This window comes from Woronichinia naegeliana WA131 (assembly GCA_025370055.1).
Classification (GTDB): domain Bacteria; phylum Cyanobacteriota; class Cyanobacteriia; order Cyanobacteriales; family Microcystaceae; genus Woronichinia; species Woronichinia naegeliana.
Genome location: CP073041.1, coordinates 862,865 through 882,340 on the forward strand (window position 1 = coordinate 862,865; position 19,476 = coordinate 882,340).

At 41.7% G+C, this 19,476-nt stretch carries 22 protein-coding genes and 4 pseudogenes; 20 read left to right on the top strand and 6 right to left on the bottom strand.

The features are described from left to right. Positions 1-167 precede the first annotated feature (167 nt). On the top strand, positions 168-419 hold the full coding sequence (locus KA717_04560) for a TIGR02450 family Trp-rich protein (GenBank protein ID UXE64550.1): 252 nt from the start codon (positions 168-170) through the stop codon (positions 417-419). Positions 420-483: 64 nt separating this feature from the next. Beyond that, positions 484-1,227, top strand: coding sequence for a DUF1995 family protein (locus KA717_04565; GenBank protein UXE62133.1), 744 nt, complete (start codon positions 484-486; stop codon positions 1,225-1,227). Between the two features lie 21 nt (positions 1,228-1,248). Here KA717_04565 and KA717_04570 read toward each other — a convergent pair whose 3' ends face one another. Next, complete coding sequence (locus tag KA717_04570) at positions 1,249-2,484, bottom strand: SpoIID/LytB domain-containing protein (GenBank protein UXE62134.1); 1,236 nt, start codon at positions 2,482-2,484, stop codon at positions 1,249-1,251. Positions 2,485-2,723: 239 nt separating this feature from the next. On the opposite strand from KA717_04570, the gene KA717_04575 reads away from it, so the two are divergent. The 5 genes from KA717_04575 (at position 2,724) to KA717_04595 (ending at position 7,016) form a co-directional block, all read left to right on the top strand. Further along, on the top strand, positions 2,724-3,125 hold the full coding sequence (locus tag KA717_04575) for a DUF3119 family protein (GenBank protein ID UXE62135.1): 402 nt from the start codon (positions 2,724-2,726) through the stop codon (positions 3,123-3,125). Positions 3,126-3,158: 33 nt separating this feature from the next. Then, the gene (locus KA717_04580) at positions 3,159-4,445 is read left to right on the top strand and encodes a DUF3086 domain-containing protein (protein ID UXE62136.1); all 1,287 of its coding nucleotides are present in this window, start codon (positions 3,159-3,161) and stop codon (positions 4,443-4,445) included. A 25-nt stretch (positions 4,446-4,470) separates the two neighbouring features. Continuing rightward, a complete protein-coding gene (gene plsY, locus KA717_04585) occupies positions 4,471-5,118 on the top strand; it encodes a glycerol-3-phosphate 1-O-acyltransferase PlsY (GenBank protein UXE62137.1) in 648 nt (215 codons plus the stop codon). A gap of 364 nt (positions 5,119-5,482) precedes the next feature. Continuing rightward, on the top strand, positions 5,483-6,478 hold the full coding sequence (locus tag KA717_04590) for a hypothetical protein (GenBank protein ID UXE62138.1): 996 nt from the start codon (positions 5,483-5,485) through the stop codon (positions 6,476-6,478). Between the two features lie 199 nt (positions 6,479-6,677). Then, complete coding sequence (locus tag KA717_04595; protein ID UXE62139.1) at positions 6,678-7,016, top strand: hypothetical protein; 339 nt, start codon at positions 6,678-6,680, stop codon at positions 7,014-7,016. Here KA717_04595 and KA717_04600 read toward each other — a convergent pair. Together KA717_04600 and KA717_04605 are read right to left on the bottom strand one after the other, a co-directional pair. Beyond that, positions 7,008-8,333 (bottom strand): annotated as a pseudogene (locus KA717_04600) (IS4 family transposase). The gene KA717_04595 and the pseudogene KA717_04600 overlap by 9 nt on opposite strands. Before the next feature lie 154 nt (positions 8,334-8,487). Continuing rightward, a pseudogene (locus tag KA717_04605) lies at positions 8,488-8,685 on the bottom strand (hypothetical protein). Between the two features lie 146 nt (positions 8,686-8,831). Between KA717_04605 and KA717_04610 the strand changes: the two are divergent. Together KA717_04610 and KA717_04615 are read left to right on the top strand one after the other, a co-directional pair. Continuing rightward, positions 8,832-8,972, top strand: a complete 141-nt coding sequence (locus KA717_04610) for a hypothetical protein (protein UXE62140.1) — start codon at positions 8,832-8,834, stop codon at positions 8,970-8,972. A 4-nt stretch (positions 8,973-8,976) separates the two neighbouring features. Further along, a complete protein-coding gene (locus KA717_04615) occupies positions 8,977-9,834 on the top strand; it encodes a serine/threonine protein kinase (GenBank protein UXE62141.1) in 858 nt (285 codons plus the stop codon). 17 nt (positions 9,835-9,851) lie between these two features. Here KA717_04615 and KA717_04620 read toward each other — a convergent pair. Further along, positions 9,852-10,049 (bottom strand): annotated as a pseudogene (locus KA717_04620) (ISKra4 family transposase). A gap of 134 nt (positions 10,050-10,183) precedes the next feature. On the opposite strand from KA717_04620, the gene KA717_04625 reads away from it, so the two are divergent. Continuing rightward, positions 10,184-11,263: an IS1 family transposase gene (locus tag KA717_04625; GenBank protein UXE62142.1), complete on the top strand. Its 1,080-nt coding sequence runs from the start codon at positions 10,184-10,186 to the stop codon at positions 11,261-11,263. 50 nt (positions 11,264-11,313) lie between these two features. Here the strand turns inward: KA717_04625 and KA717_04630 are convergent. Further along, a pseudogene (locus tag KA717_04630) lies at positions 11,314-11,586 on the bottom strand (ISKra4 family transposase). Positions 11,587-11,836: 250 nt separating this feature from the next. Here KA717_04630 and KA717_04635 point away from each other — a divergent pair. From KA717_04635 to KA717_04670, 8 genes are all read left to right on the top strand, one after another. Further along, a complete protein-coding gene (locus KA717_04635; protein ID UXE62143.1) occupies positions 11,837-11,992 on the top strand; it encodes a hypothetical protein in 156 nt (51 codons plus the stop codon). A gap of 129 nt (positions 11,993-12,121) precedes the next feature. Next, entirely contained in the window at positions 12,122-12,505 is a 384-nt protein-coding gene (locus KA717_04640; GenBank protein UXE62144.1) for a hypothetical protein, read from the top strand. Between the two features lie 77 nt (positions 12,506-12,582). Continuing rightward, positions 12,583-13,626, top strand: coding sequence for an IS630 family transposase (locus KA717_04645; protein ID UXE62145.1), 1,044 nt, complete (start codon positions 12,583-12,585; stop codon positions 13,624-13,626). A 283-nt stretch (positions 13,627-13,909) separates the two neighbouring features. Continuing rightward, positions 13,910-14,065: a hypothetical protein gene (locus KA717_04650; GenBank protein UXE62146.1), complete on the top strand. Its 156-nt coding sequence runs from the start codon at positions 13,910-13,912 to the stop codon at positions 14,063-14,065. A gap of 129 nt (positions 14,066-14,194) precedes the next feature. Further along, the gene (locus KA717_04655; GenBank protein UXE62147.1) at positions 14,195-15,337 is read left to right on the top strand and encodes a transposase; all 1,143 of its coding nucleotides are present in this window, start codon (positions 14,195-14,197) and stop codon (positions 15,335-15,337) included. Between the two features lie 112 nt (positions 15,338-15,449). Beyond that, complete coding sequence (locus KA717_04660; protein ID UXE62148.1) at positions 15,450-15,977, top strand: hypothetical protein; 528 nt, start codon at positions 15,450-15,452, stop codon at positions 15,975-15,977. 28 nt (positions 15,978-16,005) lie between these two features. Next, positions 16,006-16,434 carry a hypothetical protein gene (locus KA717_04665; protein ID UXE62149.1) on the top strand — a complete coding sequence of 143 codons (429 nt, stop codon included), beginning with the start codon at positions 16,006-16,008 and terminating at the stop codon, positions 16,432-16,434. Next, complete coding sequence (locus tag KA717_04670; protein UXE62150.1) at positions 16,400-16,666, top strand: hypothetical protein; 267 nt, start codon at positions 16,400-16,402, stop codon at positions 16,664-16,666. Before KA717_04665 ends, KA717_04670 begins: the two co-directional genes overlap by 35 nt. Positions 16,667-16,705: 39 nt before the next feature. Here KA717_04670 and KA717_04675 read toward each other — a convergent pair. Beyond that, positions 16,706-17,838 (bottom strand): IS630 family transposase gene (locus KA717_04675; GenBank protein UXE62151.1). Its coding sequence is split into 2 segments (ribosomal slippage): positions 16,706-17,418 and positions 17,418-17,838, totalling 1,134 coding nucleotides; the frame shifts between segments, so codons are not numbered across the junction. A gap of 176 nt (positions 17,839-18,014) precedes the next feature. Here KA717_04675 and KA717_04680 point away from each other — a divergent pair. Then, complete coding sequence (locus tag KA717_04680) at positions 18,015-18,548, top strand: hypothetical protein (GenBank protein ID UXE62152.1); 534 nt, start codon at positions 18,015-18,017, stop codon at positions 18,546-18,548. Between the two features lie 50 nt (positions 18,549-18,598). After that, positions 18,599-19,444, top strand: coding sequence for a hypothetical protein (locus KA717_04685; GenBank protein UXE62153.1), 846 nt, complete (start codon positions 18,599-18,601; stop codon positions 19,442-19,444). The last annotated feature ends 32 nt before the right edge of the window (positions 19,445-19,476 follow it).

Sequence of the window (19,476 nt, forward strand, 5' to 3'; positions counted from 1 at the left end):
AATCGGGAACCGTGAATCATAAAATATAGTATAGAGACTCTGAGGTTAAAAGACGAAAAAAGATTACTCGTTCTAATTATAGGGATTCTAATCGTTTTTGACGGTAATCTGTTTTGATGAGTCTAATACAAGGTAATCTTAAGGGAAAGTACCCTGACCATAGACACATGGTAAGTCAAAGAAGGTTTCCTCATTTGCTGGGATCACGCTGGACAGCCAAGCACCCAAGCTGGGGATGGCGACATTTTCAGGTGGTTAATCGCCGTCATCAAGGACAATGGATTTTTGCTGAGCTGGTGGCTTGTTGTGATCCAACGGTTCGCTTTTGGGTAAACGCTCAACAACTAAAGGATCGCTCTCTTTGGCGACCAGGATGGCAGCCTTTAGCCGAAATTTCTTCTTTTGGTGATCTATCCTAACTTAGCTTAAGCTTTAAAAGGTTTTCTTTGAATTTTACGTTTTTCCATTTTTAATCCCAAGACTATGAGCCAGGTTCCCCAAAGTTTAGAAGCCGCGATCGCTGAAGCCTTAACCGCGAGTCAAAGGGCCTTAATCGGTGGTCATCGTCGTTTACAAATTGAACTGGTCATTCCTGAAATTGCCCTACAGGCTCAGTCCTTAGCCCTACAATTCACCAGCCTTTTCACCGAGTATGGTTCAGGATTGCGAGTCATGTTCCCTGATACTGGAGCCGCTGCCCTTGCCCGTCGAGATTGGGGAGAAACCGCTTTTTTGGTGGCAGATTTAGGCAGTCGCAATACTCCCATAGAAAAGAAGATTTCTGAGCAGGATCAAGCTTACTTGGTGATTGCTCCCTCTGCTGTTGAAGTACAAACCGTAGAGAGACTTTGTGAGTTGGCTGGCGATCGCCCGGTAGTCTTGCTGATTCCCCAACTGGAAGATGTGGCGGTGGTGGGGATTGGTTACGCGGCCCGTCAACTGCGGGAACGGTTTCTCAGTACGTTGCTGACGAGTTATTATCTTCGTCCCTTAGAAGGGCTGGTAGTTCTGCGTTCCTATCCTTCTCTATGGCAGGTTTATCTAGAAAAAGAGAACGATTATCAGTTGATCGCGGAAGAAACCCAGAAACCGATGGGAGAAGCCCTAGAGTTATTAGTGATCAAAGCAACTCAGCCAGAAGGGAATGATACGGGAAACAATCCTGCCCCCCCCAAGTCGGGATTATTTGCCAGTATGGGGCGTTTTCTGAGGGCCTTAAACCAGTAATTTTCGCCGTTTGCCAAACGGTTACTGCTGTAGAATGACCCTGGCTAAACCAACCCCTGGGTAATAACGATTCAGGATTTGCTGGTAATTGTAACCCTGTTTAGCTAATTCATAAGCTCCCAGTTGGCTCATACCTCTTCCCTTGTGGACACTAGCCACGATCGCATCGGTAGAAGCATAGAGAGATTCCACCACACCGCCTTGATAACTGAGAACTTGGCCAGCCGTATCACTAACCGCCTGCAATCCGGTATTGTACTCACTATTCAGTCCTTTATAAACTTGCCAGCGTTGATTATCTCCTAGATCATACCAATCACTAGCAGGACGAATCATGTGAACTAATGCGTAGGAACGAGCCGCGATCGCCTGGGCCTTTAGGGCCTCTGTGGGGGCCGTAGCGTGCATTTCACTACCAACCACACTGGTCAGATAATGCTCTAAATCGACATAATTGATCGCCAAGAGACTATTGCCCTTGGAAACCAACAAAACCCTTCCGCGATACCAGCGATCGCCGACATAGACAAAACTATTCTGACTAGGGTTCAACCACATTACCCCTGGCATCGTGCGACCATTGATTAACAGAGAAGAGCCGCTAGGAACCACCGTTAAACTTTGATTGGGAGCAACCGTCTCTAGGGTTTTACCTGTGCGCTCCTGAAGATACGCTTGCTGAGATGTGCCAATAACCGTGCTGGACTCTCCTCGCACTACCCCAACTCGAATTTCCAAGGGCGGTGGCACATAAGCTGCTTGTTTGACCGGAGCCATGCCTGCCTGGTGACGAGAATGGGTTTTGTGATGGTGGTTAGTCAGGGACGAATGGCTTGGAGAGGATTGAGGAGAAGTGGCCTTGGCTGAGGGGGGCTTAGAGACAGCAGTGGCTGTTTTAGTACTTTTGGGTAAAGGCGGTAGGGGATCGGGAGTTACAGTCCCTGTTTTTGAACTAGAAGTCCGAGTAACACTATTGACCACCTTGTTTGCTGAAGGAGAAGCATTGGTCTTGGGGGTGAGGGGGATTGGGTTCAGCAGAGAGGGCGAATTAGGAACCGGATTAGGCAGTTGGCTAAGGGGGGGAAGAGTTAGGGTTTCAACAGCTGGAGCAGTGGCTTCGGGGTTGGAATGATTGGCTAACCAGTAGGAAAGCGTCAACGGAATTGAGGTTACGGAAAGGAGCGGCACCATCCATAGTCCTAGGGGCTTTAATTGACCCAACCATTGCTTAAGAGAAACTAACTGCGATCGCATCATTACTGTTTGTTTTGTGAACCAGAGGAGACTAAACTCCCGACAACGACAAAATAATAAAAATCAAAACTAGATTTTATGTATTGAAAACATCTGTCTGGACGCTAAACAGACAATTCTCAAGCATTATAGCTTTCAGCATGATAGTTTTCATTGTCAAGGTAAGAAAGCTTCCGAAAAAACAGTCTATGATTTAAGGCATCAGGAATTAGTAAACTAATTTTCGCTTTATCGTTTTATCCATGACTTCTACTTCCCCTCTCCCCCTGCAAATCCCATCTTCTCAAACGATTGAACTGGCCCCTAGTTATCGTATTCCTCTCGTGCTCATCGCTTCGGCCATTCCTATACTACTCGTTCAAGTTTGGGTTAGTTTAGCGATCACGGTTTTTGGTCTCTTTTTAATGATCCAAGCTGTCACCCTACGTTTACAGTTCACTGACACAGCCTTGGATATTACCCGCTCTAGTAAGTTAATTAGACGATTTCCCTACTCAGAGTGGCAAAACTGGCGAATCTATTGGCAAACTGTTCCCATTTTGTTTTATTTTAAGGAAGTTAAGAGTATCCATTTTCTACCGATTCTCTTTGACCCGAAAATGCTCAAAAGTGCCTTGGAAAGTCGTTGTCCTTACCTTCCCTAATGGTTTACCTAATTGTCTTTTCCCTGTTCTTGAATGACTTCAGAAATTTCCAATCCTCTCCCCAATGACTCGGCCACCAGGGTTGAGCCAGAATCTTTGTTGCCGGAACTCATCCCTGAATCTTCGGAAATGGAGCTTGGGCAAGCCCCTGGCCCCCTTGAAATTGAGACAACATTGCCCACCGCGTCCAGTGGGTTAGACAGCCTATTAACAGGAACAATGGATCTGCCCTTAGAACAGGAAACACAACCACTAGATAAACCAAGGCTTGAAACAGTAGCAGCGTCAGGATCACTATCCCCTCTGGATTTGCCACCAGCTTCTGAGTCATCCTCTGCCATTCTTAGTCTAGAAGAGACAAAACAGCAATTAACCGCAGAAATCCTAACCTTGCAAACTCAGAAAGCAACTTTGCTGTCAGAACAGTTAAGTACTGTACAAGCGGCGATGGAAAAATTGGTTACGGAAAATATCCGTAGTTTGGAACAACGTAAACAGTCCCTAGAAGTGGAAATTGAGCGTTTAGAACGGCGACAGGAGAGAATTCAACAGGAAATGCGGACAACTTTTGCTGGAGTATCCCAGGAATTAGCCATTCGAGTACAAGGTTTTAAAGATTATTTGGTGGGGAGCCTTCAGGATTTGGTGACGGCTGCGGAAGAATTAGAGTTAACCAATTCCGATCCCTGGACTGTTTCGACGGCCTCCCCTGAACCCATTGTTAATCAGACTGACAACAATCCTAAGGTGACGTTTGCCGAACAAAGTTTTGAAGAACAACGTCGTCAAATTCAAAGGCTATTAGAACAATATCGGACTCGTCCTGATTACTATGGCCCTCCTTGGCAATTACGCCGTACTTTTGAGCCAGTGCATCTAGAGCGGGTGCAGTCCTGGTTTTTTTCCCAGGGCGGTCGCGGAGTCATTAAAAGCATGGGCAGTCGTTTACAAAATATCCTCATGGGTTCGGCGGTGATTTCCGTACTGGCTAATCTTTACGGAGGAAAGGAAGGACTTTCCCCTCGCAGTCGAGCTTTAATTTTGGCCAATAGTCCTGAACGATTAGGAGAATGGCGTAGAGGTTTGCAGGATTGCTTAGGAATTTCCCGCACTGACTTTGGGCCGGAGCGAGGAATCGTTTTATTTGAATCCCCTGATGCCCTAATCCAAAAGGCTGAACGTTTAGTAGAAGAGCGTTTGCTTCCCCTGGTGCTGATTGATGATACCCAGGAACAGGTGGATTTGGCTCTCTTACAATTTCCCCTTTGGTTAGCCTTTGCTCCTGATTCTTCCCAACCTACTTCCAATTATTTTTATTAATGTTCTCTGATCTCTAAAATCTGCTATGACAACTTCCCTGACCATTGCTGGCTTACTTATCGTGTTAGCCTACCTTTTGGGTTCTATTCCCACCGGCTATTGGGCTGGAAAATGGCTCAAGGGTATTGATATTCGTCAAGAAGGTTCAGGTTCAACCGGTGCAACCAATGTGCTGCGTACCCTCGGTAAATCGGCGGCGATCGCGGTTTTAGGGATTGATATTGCTAAGGGAATGATGGCAGTGGGCCTGGTGCGAGGTTTTTATCAGTGGATTTCCGCCGATCTTCTGCCAGAGCAATGGCAATACTGGTTAATAATCTTGACAGCGACGGCCGCCGTATTAGGACACAGCAAATCTATTTTACTGAACTTCACTGGCGGAAAATCCGTAGCCACTAGTTTAGGGGTTTTATTGGTGATGAACCCCTTAGTTGCCTTGGGAACGTTAGGTAGTTTCCTGTTGATGTTGGCTATCTCTCGCATTGTTTCTCTCAGTTCCATTACAGGCGCGATCGCTGTTAACCTATTAATGATTGGCTTTAATCAACCTTTACCCTACCTATTATTTTCGGGGGTCGTCGGTTTATATGTTATAGTCCGTCATCGGAGTAATATTGAACGTTTACTAGCCGGAAACGAACCTAAATTGGGGCAGAAATTACAGAACGAATAATTCTCTGATTTTTTCATTAAAGTTTGTAATTTCTTGTTTAGCATTGCGTTAATAGAACGGATATATTGTTTGCACGTTTGAATGAAATTGAGGACTTAGCATGGAATTTTTTTCTAATCTACTAACTTATTTTCTCCTACTTCTTGTTCCTATTTATTGTGTATATAGAATTTCGAGAAACAAATATATTGCTTTGCTAAATCCCTCTTTACATCTCGTTTTCTGGGCATACATTTACTTTACTGTACCTGTCTTGTTCATGAAGTCATACTCTTTATACAATTTTTTTGATTTTTCCGATCATATCTATACTTCAACCGATTTTTTGTGTAATTGGTATGTCATTGTTTTCTTGATATTTTATATGATTTCTACCGATCATAATATTGAAGTCGTTAATTACAGACCAAAAATAACAACTTATCATCTTGCCTTATTCTTTAGTTTTGCTATTAGTGTTTTCTTTATATTTTTGATCGGTAAATTTGGTCAAACCTTGCTCTCTCTTTTGGATCGTGGCAGCGCACTTTCATTTTTTTCAGACAAGATTTTCTTTGGCTATAAATTCGGACTATTCTTTAATATTTTCCTGGGGGCTGTTGCGGTAATTCTATGGCGAACAAGAAACCCTTTATGGCTTTTAATGTTTTTACTGCCGATCTCAATAGATCTACTGGCGAAAGGAAGAACGATTGCCTGGTCTTGTATGCTTTTTGCCTACTTAAACTATGTAGTTATCTTTAGGAAGACGGCTTTTAAGATTGCCATTCCCTTATTTTTAGGACTGGTTTTTGGGGGCTTTTTACGATATCAAGAATATAATTGGAATCAGGGGATAGACAAAATTTTTATTGATCTATTTAGTGATCCAATTGTGAATCGATTTAGTACGCCTCTGGTTTATAAGGATCATTTTGGTGAAGGTAATTTGTTCTCCTACTTTATTTTTTCCTTTTTTAAGATCTTACCTGAGAGTTTTACACGTAGTCTGTTCGACTACAACAATAGTGCTCAAGTCTCATTAGGACACATTCTAACCCAGGACTATGGCAGAAAATTAGGATATAGCATATCTGTAAATATTGTGGGTGAAGCACTTTATTATGGTGGTATCACTTTTGCCATTATTAGCCCTTTGCTGATTGGCTTAATTATTTATTCATTATATGACTTCCGTATTTACAGAAATTTTCCTGGATTCATTTTCGTTTGTATTGTCATCTCTGGTTTAAGAGGAACAATGAGAGGGACTTTTTACGATACATTTATGCCAGCCGTTTACCTAATGTTTAGTTATTTAATTTGGATTACTATCTTAGAATGGAAGAGTGTCGTTTTTCGGTTTAAAAACAATAGTTAAACCTTTTTTTAATTAACTGGACAGTGGAAAGTTCTCGATGCGGGTAAGTGGAGAAAAGAAAATCGGACATCCGATACCAAAGAGTGCCGTTATGTCCGAAACTGGCTGATATAAGAAAATCGATAGCCAGTGCTATCTATCAATTATGCAACGGGTGTGACCTTTAGTTGATGAAGGAAAAGAAAAGTGTTAACATGAGATGAAAAGTGACAAAGAGGAAACAATGATGACAGCAAAACTAATTAATGTAGAGGGTTCAAAGATAAAAATAGAACTAACATTAGAACTCAGTCGTTCAATGTTGGATACAGAAATAAATATTCAAAAAGGCTTAAACGAAGTAGGTTGCATCGCCAGCAAAGAAGCCTTGAAATATTTAGATACAGATGGTTCACCCTTAAAAATCGGTGAAGAAATCTGGAAGAGTAAGGGAGAGCAACCGAAAGAATATCAAACACCTTATGGTGAGGTTATAGTGAATCGTCATGTATATCAGCGTTCAGTAGGAGGAAAAACGTATTCATCCGTGTCAACTTAAAGGAATGGGTTCCCAAATTTGTTGATTGAGAGCGGCCTTTTCTCGATGTCGCTTTCTCTCAGCTTTGACCAAACCAAATAACTTAGCACGTTCAGCCAGATAGGTTACTGTATCAGGCTTTTCTCCTCTAGCAATAGCCTTCGCTACATAGTATAGACTCCGAAACACCATCTCTACTGAGATTTTTTCTTTCGGTTGATTTAGAGCAATCGCCACTTCCCCTACCAATTGATTTAAGACCGTATAGAAAATCAAAGTGCAAATAATCTGGATTTGGACACCATTCTTATTCCCTACCCATAAATAGGCTAGTCCTAAAAGTCTTTTCGTTAATAAAAAGGCTTCTTCGATTGTCCATCGTCTTCGATATAAATCACAGACCTCTTCGGCGGACAGTTGTTCGGGAGACAACACATTTGTTAAATACTGATACCAGATTGTTCCCCATAATACTGAGACTAATCTCACCGGATGCTTGCAAGGATTAGAACGGTAATTTCCCATAATGATAATCTCATCTCTGTAATGACTACCTTGAGACAATACTTGTTTGGTTTTGTAAGATGTACCCGCTCTAAATCTGGTTAGAAAAAACTTTTTAGCTTCTGTTAACAAATCAAATCACACAAAGCTAAAAAATCCCATATCTACGAGAATTAAACCATTTTCTGGTAATTTAGCTGCCAATTCTTCACACCATATTTTATCATTTGATTTATCATTTTCTGTGTACCATAAAGTAACGGGTCTTTGGGTAAAGGCTTCCACTACCATCATTATTTTACCCCCCAATTTACTCTTTTCTTCTTTACTTATTTTCATATTTTTCCTTATCTGCTCTAGCGTTGAGCCATCTGCTATCCACACTGCACTAAACTTTTCTCTTATTTTTTCCCATTTTTCTCCTACTTGGAGCTTCTTCCCTTTTTCGGCTGCTTTTTCTAACACTCCTTTTAGTAATATTGCAAATATTTCGGCTGGCACATTCATCATTCTTTTTGATACTGCCTGTTTGCTTACTTTTAATGATGCTACCCATAGCAATCCCTCTTCCTCTAACAGTCTTACCGCTTCACTTATACCCGCTATTTGACGATACACTATACTTAACACTAATGCCACCATTACTGGTAAATTTAGCACCCTATCTCTCATCATTTTCTCATGAGTTCCCTGTAAATATTTTAATGGTGTAAACATTGTGGGTTCTAGTAATTCAAACAACTCTTTTGTTATTTCAGGGATTTCTACCCCTGGCTGATTTGTCTTACGACGTAAGTCTGGGTTTCCTTTTCTCCGAGGATGTTGTCTTGCCATTTGTTTTTTGCTCACTTTTTTATATACTAACCTTTTTTTCAGCCTACTCTTACTTCCGCCTGCTTTTAGGCTAATCTTTTGTGAGTAGGCATTTTGGCTTAAGTTGACACCAATGACTACGGCTGCGACCATCTATGAATGCTTGACCACTCGTTAATTCTTCTGTTCCTTTGCGGATTGTTCGTCTATTCCACCCTAATTCGCGTTCTGCGAAGGTTTGTCCCCCTATTCCCAAACCTTGTACAACCTGTGCCATGAATTGTCTCCTGTCGCTACCTTTTAGTTTTTTGGCTGTTTCGATGTACAGCGATTTTAGGTCTTCACTGATTTCCGTTACTGATTTTTTCAGCATACAATTTACCTTTTTGTTAAAACTGTCTTTTGCTATCGGATCATTTATTTTATGGCTATCTCTAAATTAAATGATAGTGAAACTGCCAAAACTGACCTCCCTAGTTTCCCTCTCTCCCAGTCCCCTAGTCTCCCCCCATCTCCCCTATGTACCCTACAAGTTATTGGAAAAAATCTGTCGGTCAATGGTTTGGCTCTAAATATTTGCTCAAAGCCTTTTTGGGTTGTGGAGCCTATGGAGCCGTTTTTCAAGCTGATGAGATGATCGATTCAAACGGTGGCGATTAAGATTGTGATCGTGGATCTGGAGCGGTTAGATCAACAAATTGAGGAATTACAGTTAGCGGTACGGCTCAGACATCCTCATTTAATTAATGGCATTACCTGTGAGCAGGGAGAGCTAAATGGGGATTTATGTATTGGGTTAGTGATGGAATTAGCGGATGATTCTTTGGAGAGTTATCTTAAGGTGAATAAGCCTCCTTTAGCAGTAAAATTTGTTAGCACTTTGGCTCAACATTTAGCGGAGGGGTTGGCTTATATTCACGATCAGGGAATTATTCATCGAGATTTAAAACCTGCCAATATTTTACGGGTGGGAGAAAATTGGAAATTGGCAGATTTTGGTATTTCTCGATCCTTACAGAATGGAACCAGTACTTATACAACTAAACAAATTGGGAGTCCTGCCTATATGTCTCCTGAGTCCTATTATGGAAAAATTTCTTCTGCCTGGGATGTATGGTCATTGGGAGTAATAATCCATGATTTATTGAGTAATCAGCATCCTTTTCCGACTCAAATTGAACCTGAGTTAATGAGAATGGTTTTAAATGAGGAGCCAACTTTATCGGCAAATTTAGGTTCACCCTTTCGGGAAATTGTGACAGGTTGTTTAGTTAAGGAACCAAAAGATCGCTGGACAGCCCAGCAGGTTTTAACAACCTTAAAACCCCCAGTTATCCAATTTGCTACTCCCCAATCTTCCCCCTCTCCCCGTCCTCCCAATCCCCCCGTCCTCATCCTAGATTTGCCTAACAACATCAAATTAGAGATGATCAAAATTCCTGCGGGTAGTTTTTTGATGGGAAGCAGTAAAGCAGAAGTTAAACGGGAGCATCTCACCTTTGCAATAAGTAGAAATACTTAACGAGGTAAATGAAAGAGTCAAAAAAGGTAATCATTTAAATAGGAACAGCGATGACGAAGTACTTGTGGTACATTGTCAGAATTCCAACTCGCACCAGTAATTTTAAGACGATGACCAATTTGTTTAACTTGAGATTCGACAGAGCCAGAGCCAATAGAAATGCCCTCTGCCTGCAAATAACCATAATTGACAATCCGATGTTGGAACTGGTATCGTCTGATCAAAGTTGGAAAAAGTTATGGTGTAAGGCTTTGAGAAAATAGAAAAATAGTTTAAGACTAGACATCGGCCCGTTTTTATTATACTATTATTATTGTCATTATATCAAAGAAAAAGGAAACAGAAAACAATGTCAATATTAAAGAAAAGCTCTATGAAAATCCTGAATGATGTTGGCTTGTGCCAAGAGAAAGAGGATGCCTTATTCAAGAAAAACTGTCCTCATTGCTATAGTGAAAATGTAAAAATACATTCTCATTATCAAACGAAAGGTAACGGGGAACGTAAAATGTTCATTTGTCAAGAATGTAGTTCTTGTTTTGCTGAGACTTATGGTAGCGTAATCGCTGGCTTAGAAACCCCATTAAGTGAAATTGTAAAAGTATTAAAAGCCAGAATGGAAGGAATAGGATTGAATGCAGCAGCCCGAGTATTCGGCTACGCGAAAACAACAATATTGAATTGGGAAAAGAAATTATCAGGATTACAAGAGACATTATTTTTATACGCATTAGTGAATGAATTTGTTAAATTAGTAATAGAAGGGGATGAACTATACACAAAAGTTGGAAAAAATAAAGAAGCAAGTGCCTCTGAGGGGTGGACAATCGTGCTCATGGACAGGGCTAGCCGCTTTATTTGGCATTTAAAATGTGGTCGAAAAGAGCAGAAATTATTTCTAGAAGCAATGATGACGGTAGCGGAATTATTTGAAAGGAGTGCAGAATCTCTCCAGTTATTTACAGATGGAGAAAAGCGATATAGTCAACTGCTATTTAATATTTGTCACGAAGTATTAAGGACTGGAAAGCGAGGTCGTCCCACCAAAGTATTACCGAAGGGTCTTGTAGTAAGACTAAAAAATAAGAGTAGTAAACGTCGAGATTCTGAGGGTAAACTAAAGAAAGTAGAAACTCCGAAACCAGAACATCCAGAGACAACAGAAAAACCAGAAGAAAAGGACGTCCATGCCAACCACGTTGAGGCATTTAATAGTGCTATCCGACGCTATTTAGCTGCCTTTCGTCGTCGTACAAATACTTATGCTAAATCTGTTGTGGGATTACAGCGAGTCCTAGATATTTTCTGGATGGTTCATAACTTTGTTTGCAGCCATTTTACTACTAGAGAAGTTCCTGCTGTAGCTCTCGGTATAATTGAAAAGGGGTTAACTTGGGAGGACTTACTCCAAATTCGCCTGATTTCTTGAACCTCTTGTATTGCAACGTTTGTAGCTTCTAGCTAGACGATACCAGTGCCCCGATGTTTATGCTTGTTTAAATAAATGATAAAATTCTCAGCTTGAGGCTCTGACCATCCCTCAAAACAGGAGATAGCGGCATCCACTTCACCCGTCCAAAGAAAAGACTTGACCTCCTCAATTCGCTGGAATGACCCCCCAACTTTATAGAGGTTTTCAATTAAGTGATACCAGTCCAAAATTTCAATTCGCTCATGTTTCTGTCCTATCTCACGAAATAAGTTCCAGATACCATCATGTCCATCTCCCAAACAAATTAAAGGCTTAGCCAACTGGACAGTGAGAAGTTCTCGAGGCGTGTAAGTGGAGAAAAGAAAATCGGACATCCGATACAAAAGAGTGCCGTTATGTCCGAAACTGGCTGATATAAGAAAATCGGCGTTGCTTAATCAGGGTATGAAATAGAATTTTGCATACATCTAGAAACCAGTGTGAGTCAATGTTTTAAAAATTGCATCTTTAGAGATTCATACCTCAAGTCAGCAACGCCAGAAAATCGATAGCCAGTGCTATCTATCAATTATGCAACTATGTCAGCGACTAGAGCAAATCCTCAATAATCTCCGTCCAGCCTTTAGCCGAGAAGCAACGTTCCAATGGTTTATCCTGTTAGTCTGGGGAGTAGTGCTCAACAGCCAACCCAGCGCAATAACTAGCTATGTCAATGCCATTGGCTGAACAGAGAGCTACTACAATCAGGCTCTACATTGGTTTGATTCCAAGGCGTTTAGGGTCGAAGGACTAACTTTACAATGGTCAAAGTGGCTAAGTCAGCATGAAAGTCTATACAGAATTAAAGGGAAACGGGTGTATGTGGGTGATGGCATCAAAGTGGGGAAAGAAGGACGCAAGATGCCAGGTGTAAAACGACTACACCAAGAATCGGAAGATGTGTCCAAGCCAGAGTGGATAAGGGGTCATTACTTCAATGCCTTGAGTATTTTGGTGGGAGTAGGGAAAGCCTGCTTTGCCTTGCCCTTAGTGTTGCGGCTAGACGATGGCATCAAGTCCAAAGCAACCGAGAAGGGGGAGGGAAAAGGCAAAAAAAAGGTGAAGACGAGCCTGGTGACAAAAATGGCTGACCTTTGTGTTACTTACGCAGAGGCAGGGAGTTATGTAATTTTGGATGCTTATTTTGCTTGCGAACCAGTGCTCAAAAGTTTTCGCCAGAACGCCTTGCATCTATACTGAACACGGTCACAAGTTGCGAATTTTAAAAATAAGAGATAATATAGTAAAAATAGAAAAAGTAGTCAAGAGGCTGAGAAATGATTAAGTTAGAATTTACGGAAGAAGACAAAAGACTGTTGTCTTACGGTCGGTTTAATCACCCGCATCCTAGAGTACAGCTAAAGATGGAAGTTTTATGGTTAAAAAGTCAGGGATTATCTCATCAAAAAATTGCTCAATTCGCAGGAGTTTCAGTAAATACGGTGACAAGCTATATCCGTGATTATCAAGAGGGCGGGATAGAAAAACTAAAAGAAATAAAATTTAATCGCCCGAAAAGCGAGTTAACAGAGCATCAAGGGACAATTGAGGCATATTTTGAGTCAAATCCACCAGCAAGAATAAATGAAGCAGTAAAAAGAATAGAAGAATTAACGGGAATAAAAAGAAGTCCAACGCAAGTCAGAAAATTTTTAAAGTCAATAGGAATGAGGTGTCTAAAGGTGGGAACAATTCCATCAAAAGCAGATGTAGAAGCTCAGGATAGCTATAGAGAAAAAGAGCTAGAACCAAGGCTAGAAGAGGCAAAAGCAGGAAAAAGGGCAGTTTTCTTTGTAGATGCCTCTCATTTTGTAATGGGAGCATTTGTAAATTTTATATGGTGCTTCAAAAGGATTTTTATTAAGTCACCATCAGGGAGAAAACGTTTTAATGTGTTAGGAGCATTAAATGCAATTACCCATGAAGTAATTATGGTAACGAACAGTTCTTATATTACGGGAACTCAGGTTTGTGAACTCCTAGAAAAGATAGCAGAATTAGGACTATTAATACCGATTACGTTGGTATTAGACAATGCTCGTTATCAAAAATGCCGAATTGTGCAGGAGTTGGCAGAATCATTAGGAATAGAGTTACTGTACTTACCTCCTTATTCTCCTAACTTGAATTTAATTGAAAGACTGTGGAAGTTTGTGAAGAAGAAGTGTTTATACGCAAAATATTATGAAGATTTTACGCAGTTTTCTGCAGCAATTTCAGGATGTCTTGAAGATGCTAACGCAAAATATAAGGAGGAGCTTGATTCTTTGCTCACCTTACGATTTCAACGCTTTGATAAATCTCAGATTATGAACGTTTGAAGTATAACCCACATTCCGCAGGTAAGTCAAGAGACAAAGTAGTACTTTTGACATGAAGAGCCAAGAAAGGAAAGAATATGTTTGTGTTTGGAGGTCAAATTAACGATAGTTTGAATGCCGTCAATCTCTAACCAACGGATACAGCAATTCCAAACTGGACAGTGGGAAGTTCTCGAGGCGTGTAAGTGGAGAAAAGAAAATCGGACATCCGATACAAAAGAGTGCCGTTATGTCCGAAACTGGCTGATATAAGAAAATCGATAGCCAGTGCTATCTATCAATTATGCAACTATGTCAGCGACTAGAGCAAATCCTCAATAATCTCCGTCCAGCCTTTAGCCGAGAAGCAACGTTCCAATGGTTTATCCTGTTAGTCTGGGGAGTAGTGCTCAACAGCCAACCCAGCGCAATAACTAGCTATGTCAATGCCATTGGCTGAACAGAGAGCTACTACAATCAGGCTCTACATTGGTTTGATTCCAAGGCGTTTAGGGTCGAAGGACTAACTTTACAATGGTCAAAGTGGCTAAGTCAGCATGAAAGTCTATACAGAATTAAAGGGAAACGGGTGTATGTGGGTGATGGCATCAAAGTGGGGAAAGAAGGACGCAAGATGCCAGGTGTAAAACGACTACACCAAGAATCGGAAGATGTGTCCAAGCCAGAGTGGATAAGGGGTCATTACTTCAATGCCTTGAGTATTTTGGTGGGAGTAGGGAAAGCCTGCTTTGCCTTGCCCTTAGTGTTGCGGCTAGACGATGGCATCAAGTCCAAAGCAACCGAGAAGGGGGAGGGAAAAGGCAAAAAAAAGGTGAAGACGAGCCTGGTGACAAAAATGGCTGACCTTTGTGTTACTTACGCAGAGGCAGGGAGTTATGTAATTTTGGATGCTTATTTTGCTTGCGAACCAGTGCTCAAAAGTTTTCGCCAGAACGCCTTGCATCTAATCACAAGAGTGCGTTGCTCCACCGTCGCCTATGCCCCCTTTTGTTCCGTGCCGACGCTGACGGGGAGAGGACGACCACGGATTTGGGGGAGTTCGATAAAACTAGAAAAGCTGTTCGCTCTGGCGGCGGACTTTCCGACAGCTAAAGTCTGGCTCTATGGTCAACAAGTCACGGTTTCTTATCAGTGCTTTGAGTTCCACTGGGATAGTCCCCATCAGCTCGTCAAGTTTGTTCTGACCCAATTGCCTAACGGACGACGACTGATTCTGCTTTCTACTGATCTCTGTTTGACTGGACCTGAGATTATTGCCGCTTACGGTCTCCGATTTAAGATTGAAGTCACTTTTCGTCAATTAGTCCATCTTTTGGGCAGCTTTGCCTATCGTTTTTGGCTTAAGAGTCTTCCTACTTTACCTACCTGGCCCAGCAATCTTATCCTCAGTGACTATCCACAAGCTGTTCAGACTCAGATTTTAAACAAGGTAGAAGCCTTTGAGCGTTTTGTTAACCTTAATGCCATTGCTTTAGGGCTACTTCAAATTCTCGCCTTAGAGTTACCCCAGGGGATTTGGGCTAATTTTCCTCGATGGTTTCGGACATTACCATCCCATGGCTACCCTAGTGAACGGATTGCTCAACTAGCCCTTCAACATCAAGCCCAAATGATTTTTCCTCAAAGTCCACCCAGTCTGCTTTTGCCTAAATTCCTTACCGCTAAACTTGCCTCTTCCCCAAGCCCTGATATGCTTACTTTCGTCGCATAGTCATTACCTTATCTGGCATCCATAAACTTCCCACTGTCCAGTTCCAAATTCAAATGGTATAAATAGAGACAGAAAAACTTTGACCTATAGGAAGTTATGAATAAAGAGAAAAGTGTCTACTGATTTTGCAGAGAGAAAGATGGAAGTAAACGACCTAAGTTTTGACGGAATCGTTCACTGTTTAAACGAGGTCATTGGGAAGATAGATGACCCCCGTTCGGTTAGTAATGCAACGAAATATAGTCTAAGAGAGGCGATACTGGGGGCATTTGCCGCCTTTTTTATGCAAAATGAGTCATTTTTAGAGTACCAACGTCAGCTTAACAGCCGTTGTGGGCGAGATAATGCTCAGAGCTTGTTTGGACTAGAAAAAATACCAACAGTAGAACAGATTCGCAACATTGTGGATGGGGTAGCAGCGAGTAGTCTATTCCCTTTGTTTGGGTTAATTTACCAAGCATTGAGGAGCATGGGATTCTTGAAAGCCTATGAAATATTGAGGGGAAATCTTCTAGTAGCAATGGATGGGACAAATTACTACAGTTCGGAAAAAGTAAATTGTCCATGCTGTTCAACCAAAACGTCAAAACAGGGAAAAGTCACCTACTTCCATCTTCCATCGGGTGTGACCTTTAGTTGATGAAGGAAAAGAAAAGTGTTAACATGAGATGAAAAGTGACAAAGAGGAAACAATGATGACAGCAAAACTAATTAATGTAGAGGGTTCAAAGATAAAAATAGAACTAACATTAGAACTCAGTCGTTCAATGTTGGATACAGAAATAAATATTCAAAAAGGCTTAAACGAAGTAGGTTGCATCGCCAGCAAAGAAGCCTTGAAATATTTAGATACAGATGGTTCACCCTTAAAAATCGGTGAAGAAATCTGGAAGAGTAAGGGAGAGCAACCGAAAGAATATCAAACACCTTATGGTGAGGTTATAGTGAATCGTCATGTATATCAGCGTTCACCTTTGAGGAAAAACGTATTGCCCCTTAGAAAGAGAAGCAAGGATAATCATAACATCAACGCCATTATTGGCAAAACAGGTATCCTCAAAAATGTCAGGGATGGCAGGCAAAGAGGTGAAAAATGATTTATTAGAAAATCATGGTAGAAAAGTAGCGCTATCCTATATCCAAAGATTGAGTGAAGCAGTAGGAAGTGTGGTACAGGCAAAAGAAGAAGCGTGGAGTTATGCCCCGCCCAAGGAGGATAGCCAAATTGCAACAGTGGGAATAGGATTAGATGGAACCTGTATGCTGATGTGTGAGGATGGCTACCGTGAAGCAATGGTGGGAACCGTTAACCGTTTCCCTATACGATAGTGAAGGCGAACGTCAACATACAATCTATCTAGTGGTCTGTCAATTTTCTATTTGTGGATAAAGACGCTTGAGACGGATACGAGCCTCAGCCGTCGTGAATTGCCAATCTACCGACTTTTGGGAATGATTGCGCTGAGTGTACCAAGCCGTTGTTTCTTGCTCTAAAGTTTCCCGATCTGGAATTCGACGAGCTAGGCATTGCCGAGTCATTGCGGACAGCTCGTTTTCAGCAATATTAAGCCAACTGCCATGTTTTGGGGTATGGTGAATTTCCAACCGTTCGACTAGACGACGAGCCGTGGAAGGCTCAAATGCTTCATATAGTGAGGCAAGTTTGTGAGTATTTAGCTGATCACATACTAAAATGACTTTGTCGTTATCAGCATAGTCGTTATCGAGTAAATTCTTAATTTCTGTTGCCCAGTCAACCGATGTTCTACGTTCACTGACAACTGTCTTTCGCCACCCAGACAAGGGTTCTGTAAACATAAAGATATTGGCTGTTCCATTGCGTTCATATTCGTAATCATGCGCCTCTGGCTGTCCAGGTTTGGCTGGTAGAGGAAGGCGGGTTTCTTTGACCAATTGTATAGGTTGCTCATCCATGCAAATCACTGGACAATTGGGGTCATAGGGTCGGTGATAAATTTCTAGAACATCTTCCATGTTAGACACAAATTCGGCACTCTTTTCTGGTGGAATCACGTACATCTGTCGCAGATGAGGTTTTAGTTCGTTTTTTTTAACACTTGACGCACGGTTTCGTGACTAATTGCTGGCACAATTTCTAACTCGACCGCCTTGTCGGCTAGTAACCTCAATGTCCAACGGGCTTGACCAGCAGGCGGTTCTCCACAACGTAAGGCGATTAGTTTTGCTTCTACCTCTCCATCAATAATCGGTTGACGAGGCGGCGTTTTGCGGGGCTTGCGGCTTAATGCTGACTCCACACCTTCATTGACCAATCGCTCCCTGAGATTGGCGACTGTGTTACGGTGACAACTAAAGGCGGCGGCAGCTTCCTCATCCGTCCATCCTTGTCCATTCACATCAATGTTTAACAGAATATTGGCGTGCTTAATTTTGTAAGCCGCTCCTTTGCCGATGGATACCAAATCTTTTAGGGTCTGACGTTCTTCTTGACTTAATCGGACAATATAGGTCTTGAGCATGGTTACTTATTACGATATCTGTTGAGGTAATGAATAGCCTCTCCATTTTCCCTCAAATTCACAATCTTTAGCTTGACAGACCACTAGGTGCGGCACCAGAGTATGGAAAAAAGAGTTTTCTAGAAAGATTAGAAAGAGAAATTGAGCGAGCGAAAAACCGTTATCCAGAGGCAACATTGGTCGGGATAGCAGACGGGGCAGAATCAAATTGGAAGTTTTTAGAAAAGCAAACGGAAGAACAGATATTAGATTTCTATCATGCCTCTGGTTACTTAGGTGCCTTGGCAGAAGCGTTGCATCCGAATACCGTGTCAAAACAAAAAGAATGGTTGACTGAAAATTGTCGAGAACTCAAGCATGAAAAAGGAAAAGCAGGAGAACTGCTAAATCTGATGAAAGAAGTCAAAGAAGAAAAAAGTCATTCTAAGAATCTTACCGAGAAACTACAAGCGGCGATTACTTATTACGAGAATCATCAGCATCAAATGGATTATGCTGAATACATAGAGAAAAAGTATCCGATTGGTTCAGGTGTTACGGAAGCAGCTTGTAAGACGTTGGTCAAACAACGATTATGTTGTTCAGGGATGCGATGGAAGGAAAAAGGAGCAGGAATTATTTTGAGCCTACGAGCTTTGGTATTGACCAAGGAACGATGGAGTCAATTTTGGGCAAAACTTGATCAATATGGGTTCCCTGTAGAACCCTGATTACAACAGCTTTTATCAACTAAAGGTCGCACCCCTTCCATCAGGCATTATTGCCCGTGATTGTTTCCCCAGACCATGAATCAGTTTTTTCCTTACCCCCTGAATTTATTACCCCTCAAGACGGTCCTGAAAAGCAAGATTGTGAGCAAAATGCGGCGAAACGTTGGATAAGTAACCATGCTAGTCTGTTTGCGGGACAGAAGATAACTCTGCTAGGGGATGACTTGTACAGTCGTCAGCCCACTTGTCAGCACTGTCTCGACCACGATTTCAACTTTATCTTCGTCTGTTTACCGACTTCTCATCCCACACTCTATGAATGGTTAAACTATTTAGAAGCTAATGGAGAAGTCAAAACCACTCAACACCGACGTTGGAATGGGAAGTATTTCGAGATTTGGCACTGCCGTTATCTCAATCAGATTCCCCTGCGAGACCAACAGCCTGCTTTGTTGGTTAACTGGTGTGAGCTAAAAATCCACCGCGAATCCGATGCTCAACTTCTTTATCACAATAGTTGGATTACCAATCATTTTCTCACCCCTCACATCGTTCTTGATGTCTGTCGTGCTGGACGGACTCGTTGGCGTACTGAGAACGAGAATCACAATATTCTCAAAAATCGAGGCTATCACTTAGAGCATAATTTTGGGCATGGTAAACAACACCTCGCCTCTGTTTTGCTTACCCTGAATTTGCTAGCTTTTCTCTTGCACACGGTTTTAGGTTTGGTTGATGAACGTTACCAGAGAATTCGCGTCCAACGCGGCACTCGTAAGGGATTCTTTCAAGATATTCTCTCTTTGACCAAATATCTGTTCTTTGAAAGCTGGCATCATCTTTTAGATTTTATGCTTGATGACTCAGTTTCTCTCGCTGTCTCGAATTCTTCCTAGTTGATTAATTGGCAATTTTCATAGCAAAACCC

Coding starts and splice junctions, on each gene's coding strand:
- KA717_04665 (UXE62149.1), top strand. CDS start 16,006: ATGAAAAGTGACAAAGAGGAAACAATGATGACAGCAAAACTAATTAAT.
- KA717_04580 (UXE62136.1), top strand. CDS start 3,159: ATGACTTCAGAAATTTCCAATCCTCTCCCCAATGACTCGGCCACCAGG.
- KA717_04650 (UXE62146.1), top strand. CDS start 13,910: ATGCAACTATGTCAGCGACTAGAGCAAATCCTCAATAATCTCCGTCCA.
- KA717_04565 (UXE62133.1), top strand. CDS start 484: ATGAGCCAGGTTCCCCAAAGTTTAGAAGCCGCGATCGCTGAAGCCTTA.
- KA717_04645 (UXE62145.1), top strand. CDS start 12,583: ATGATTAAGTTAGAATTTACGGAAGAAGACAAAAGACTGTTGTCTTAC.
- KA717_04610 (UXE62140.1), top strand. CDS start 8,832: ATGTACCCTACAAGTTATTGGAAAAAATCTGTCGGTCAATGGTTTGGC.
- KA717_04570 (UXE62134.1), bottom strand. CDS start 2,484: ATGATGCGATCGCAGTTAGTTTCTCTTAAGCAATGGTTGGGTCAATTA.
- KA717_04560 (UXE64550.1), top strand. CDS start 168: ATGGTAAGTCAAAGAAGGTTTCCTCATTTGCTGGGATCACGCTGGACA.
- KA717_04575 (UXE62135.1), top strand. CDS start 2,724: ATGACTTCTACTTCCCCTCTCCCCCTGCAAATCCCATCTTCTCAAACG.
- KA717_04625 (UXE62142.1), top strand. CDS start 10,184: ATGTCAATATTAAAGAAAAGCTCTATGAAAATCCTGAATGATGTTGGC.
- KA717_04590 (UXE62138.1), top strand. CDS start 5,483: ATGATTTCTACCGATCATAATATTGAAGTCGTTAATTACAGACCAAAA.
- KA717_04635 (UXE62143.1), top strand. CDS start 11,837: ATGCAACTATGTCAGCGACTAGAGCAAATCCTCAATAATCTCCGTCCA.
- KA717_04670 (UXE62150.1), top strand. CDS start 16,400: ATGTCAGGGATGGCAGGCAAAGAGGTGAAAAATGATTTATTAGAAAAT.
- KA717_04595 (UXE62139.1), top strand. CDS start 6,678: ATGAAAAGTGACAAAGAGGAAACAATGATGACAGCAAAACTAATTAAT.
- plsY (UXE62137.1), top strand. CDS start 4,471: ATGACAACTTCCCTGACCATTGCTGGCTTACTTATCGTGTTAGCCTAC.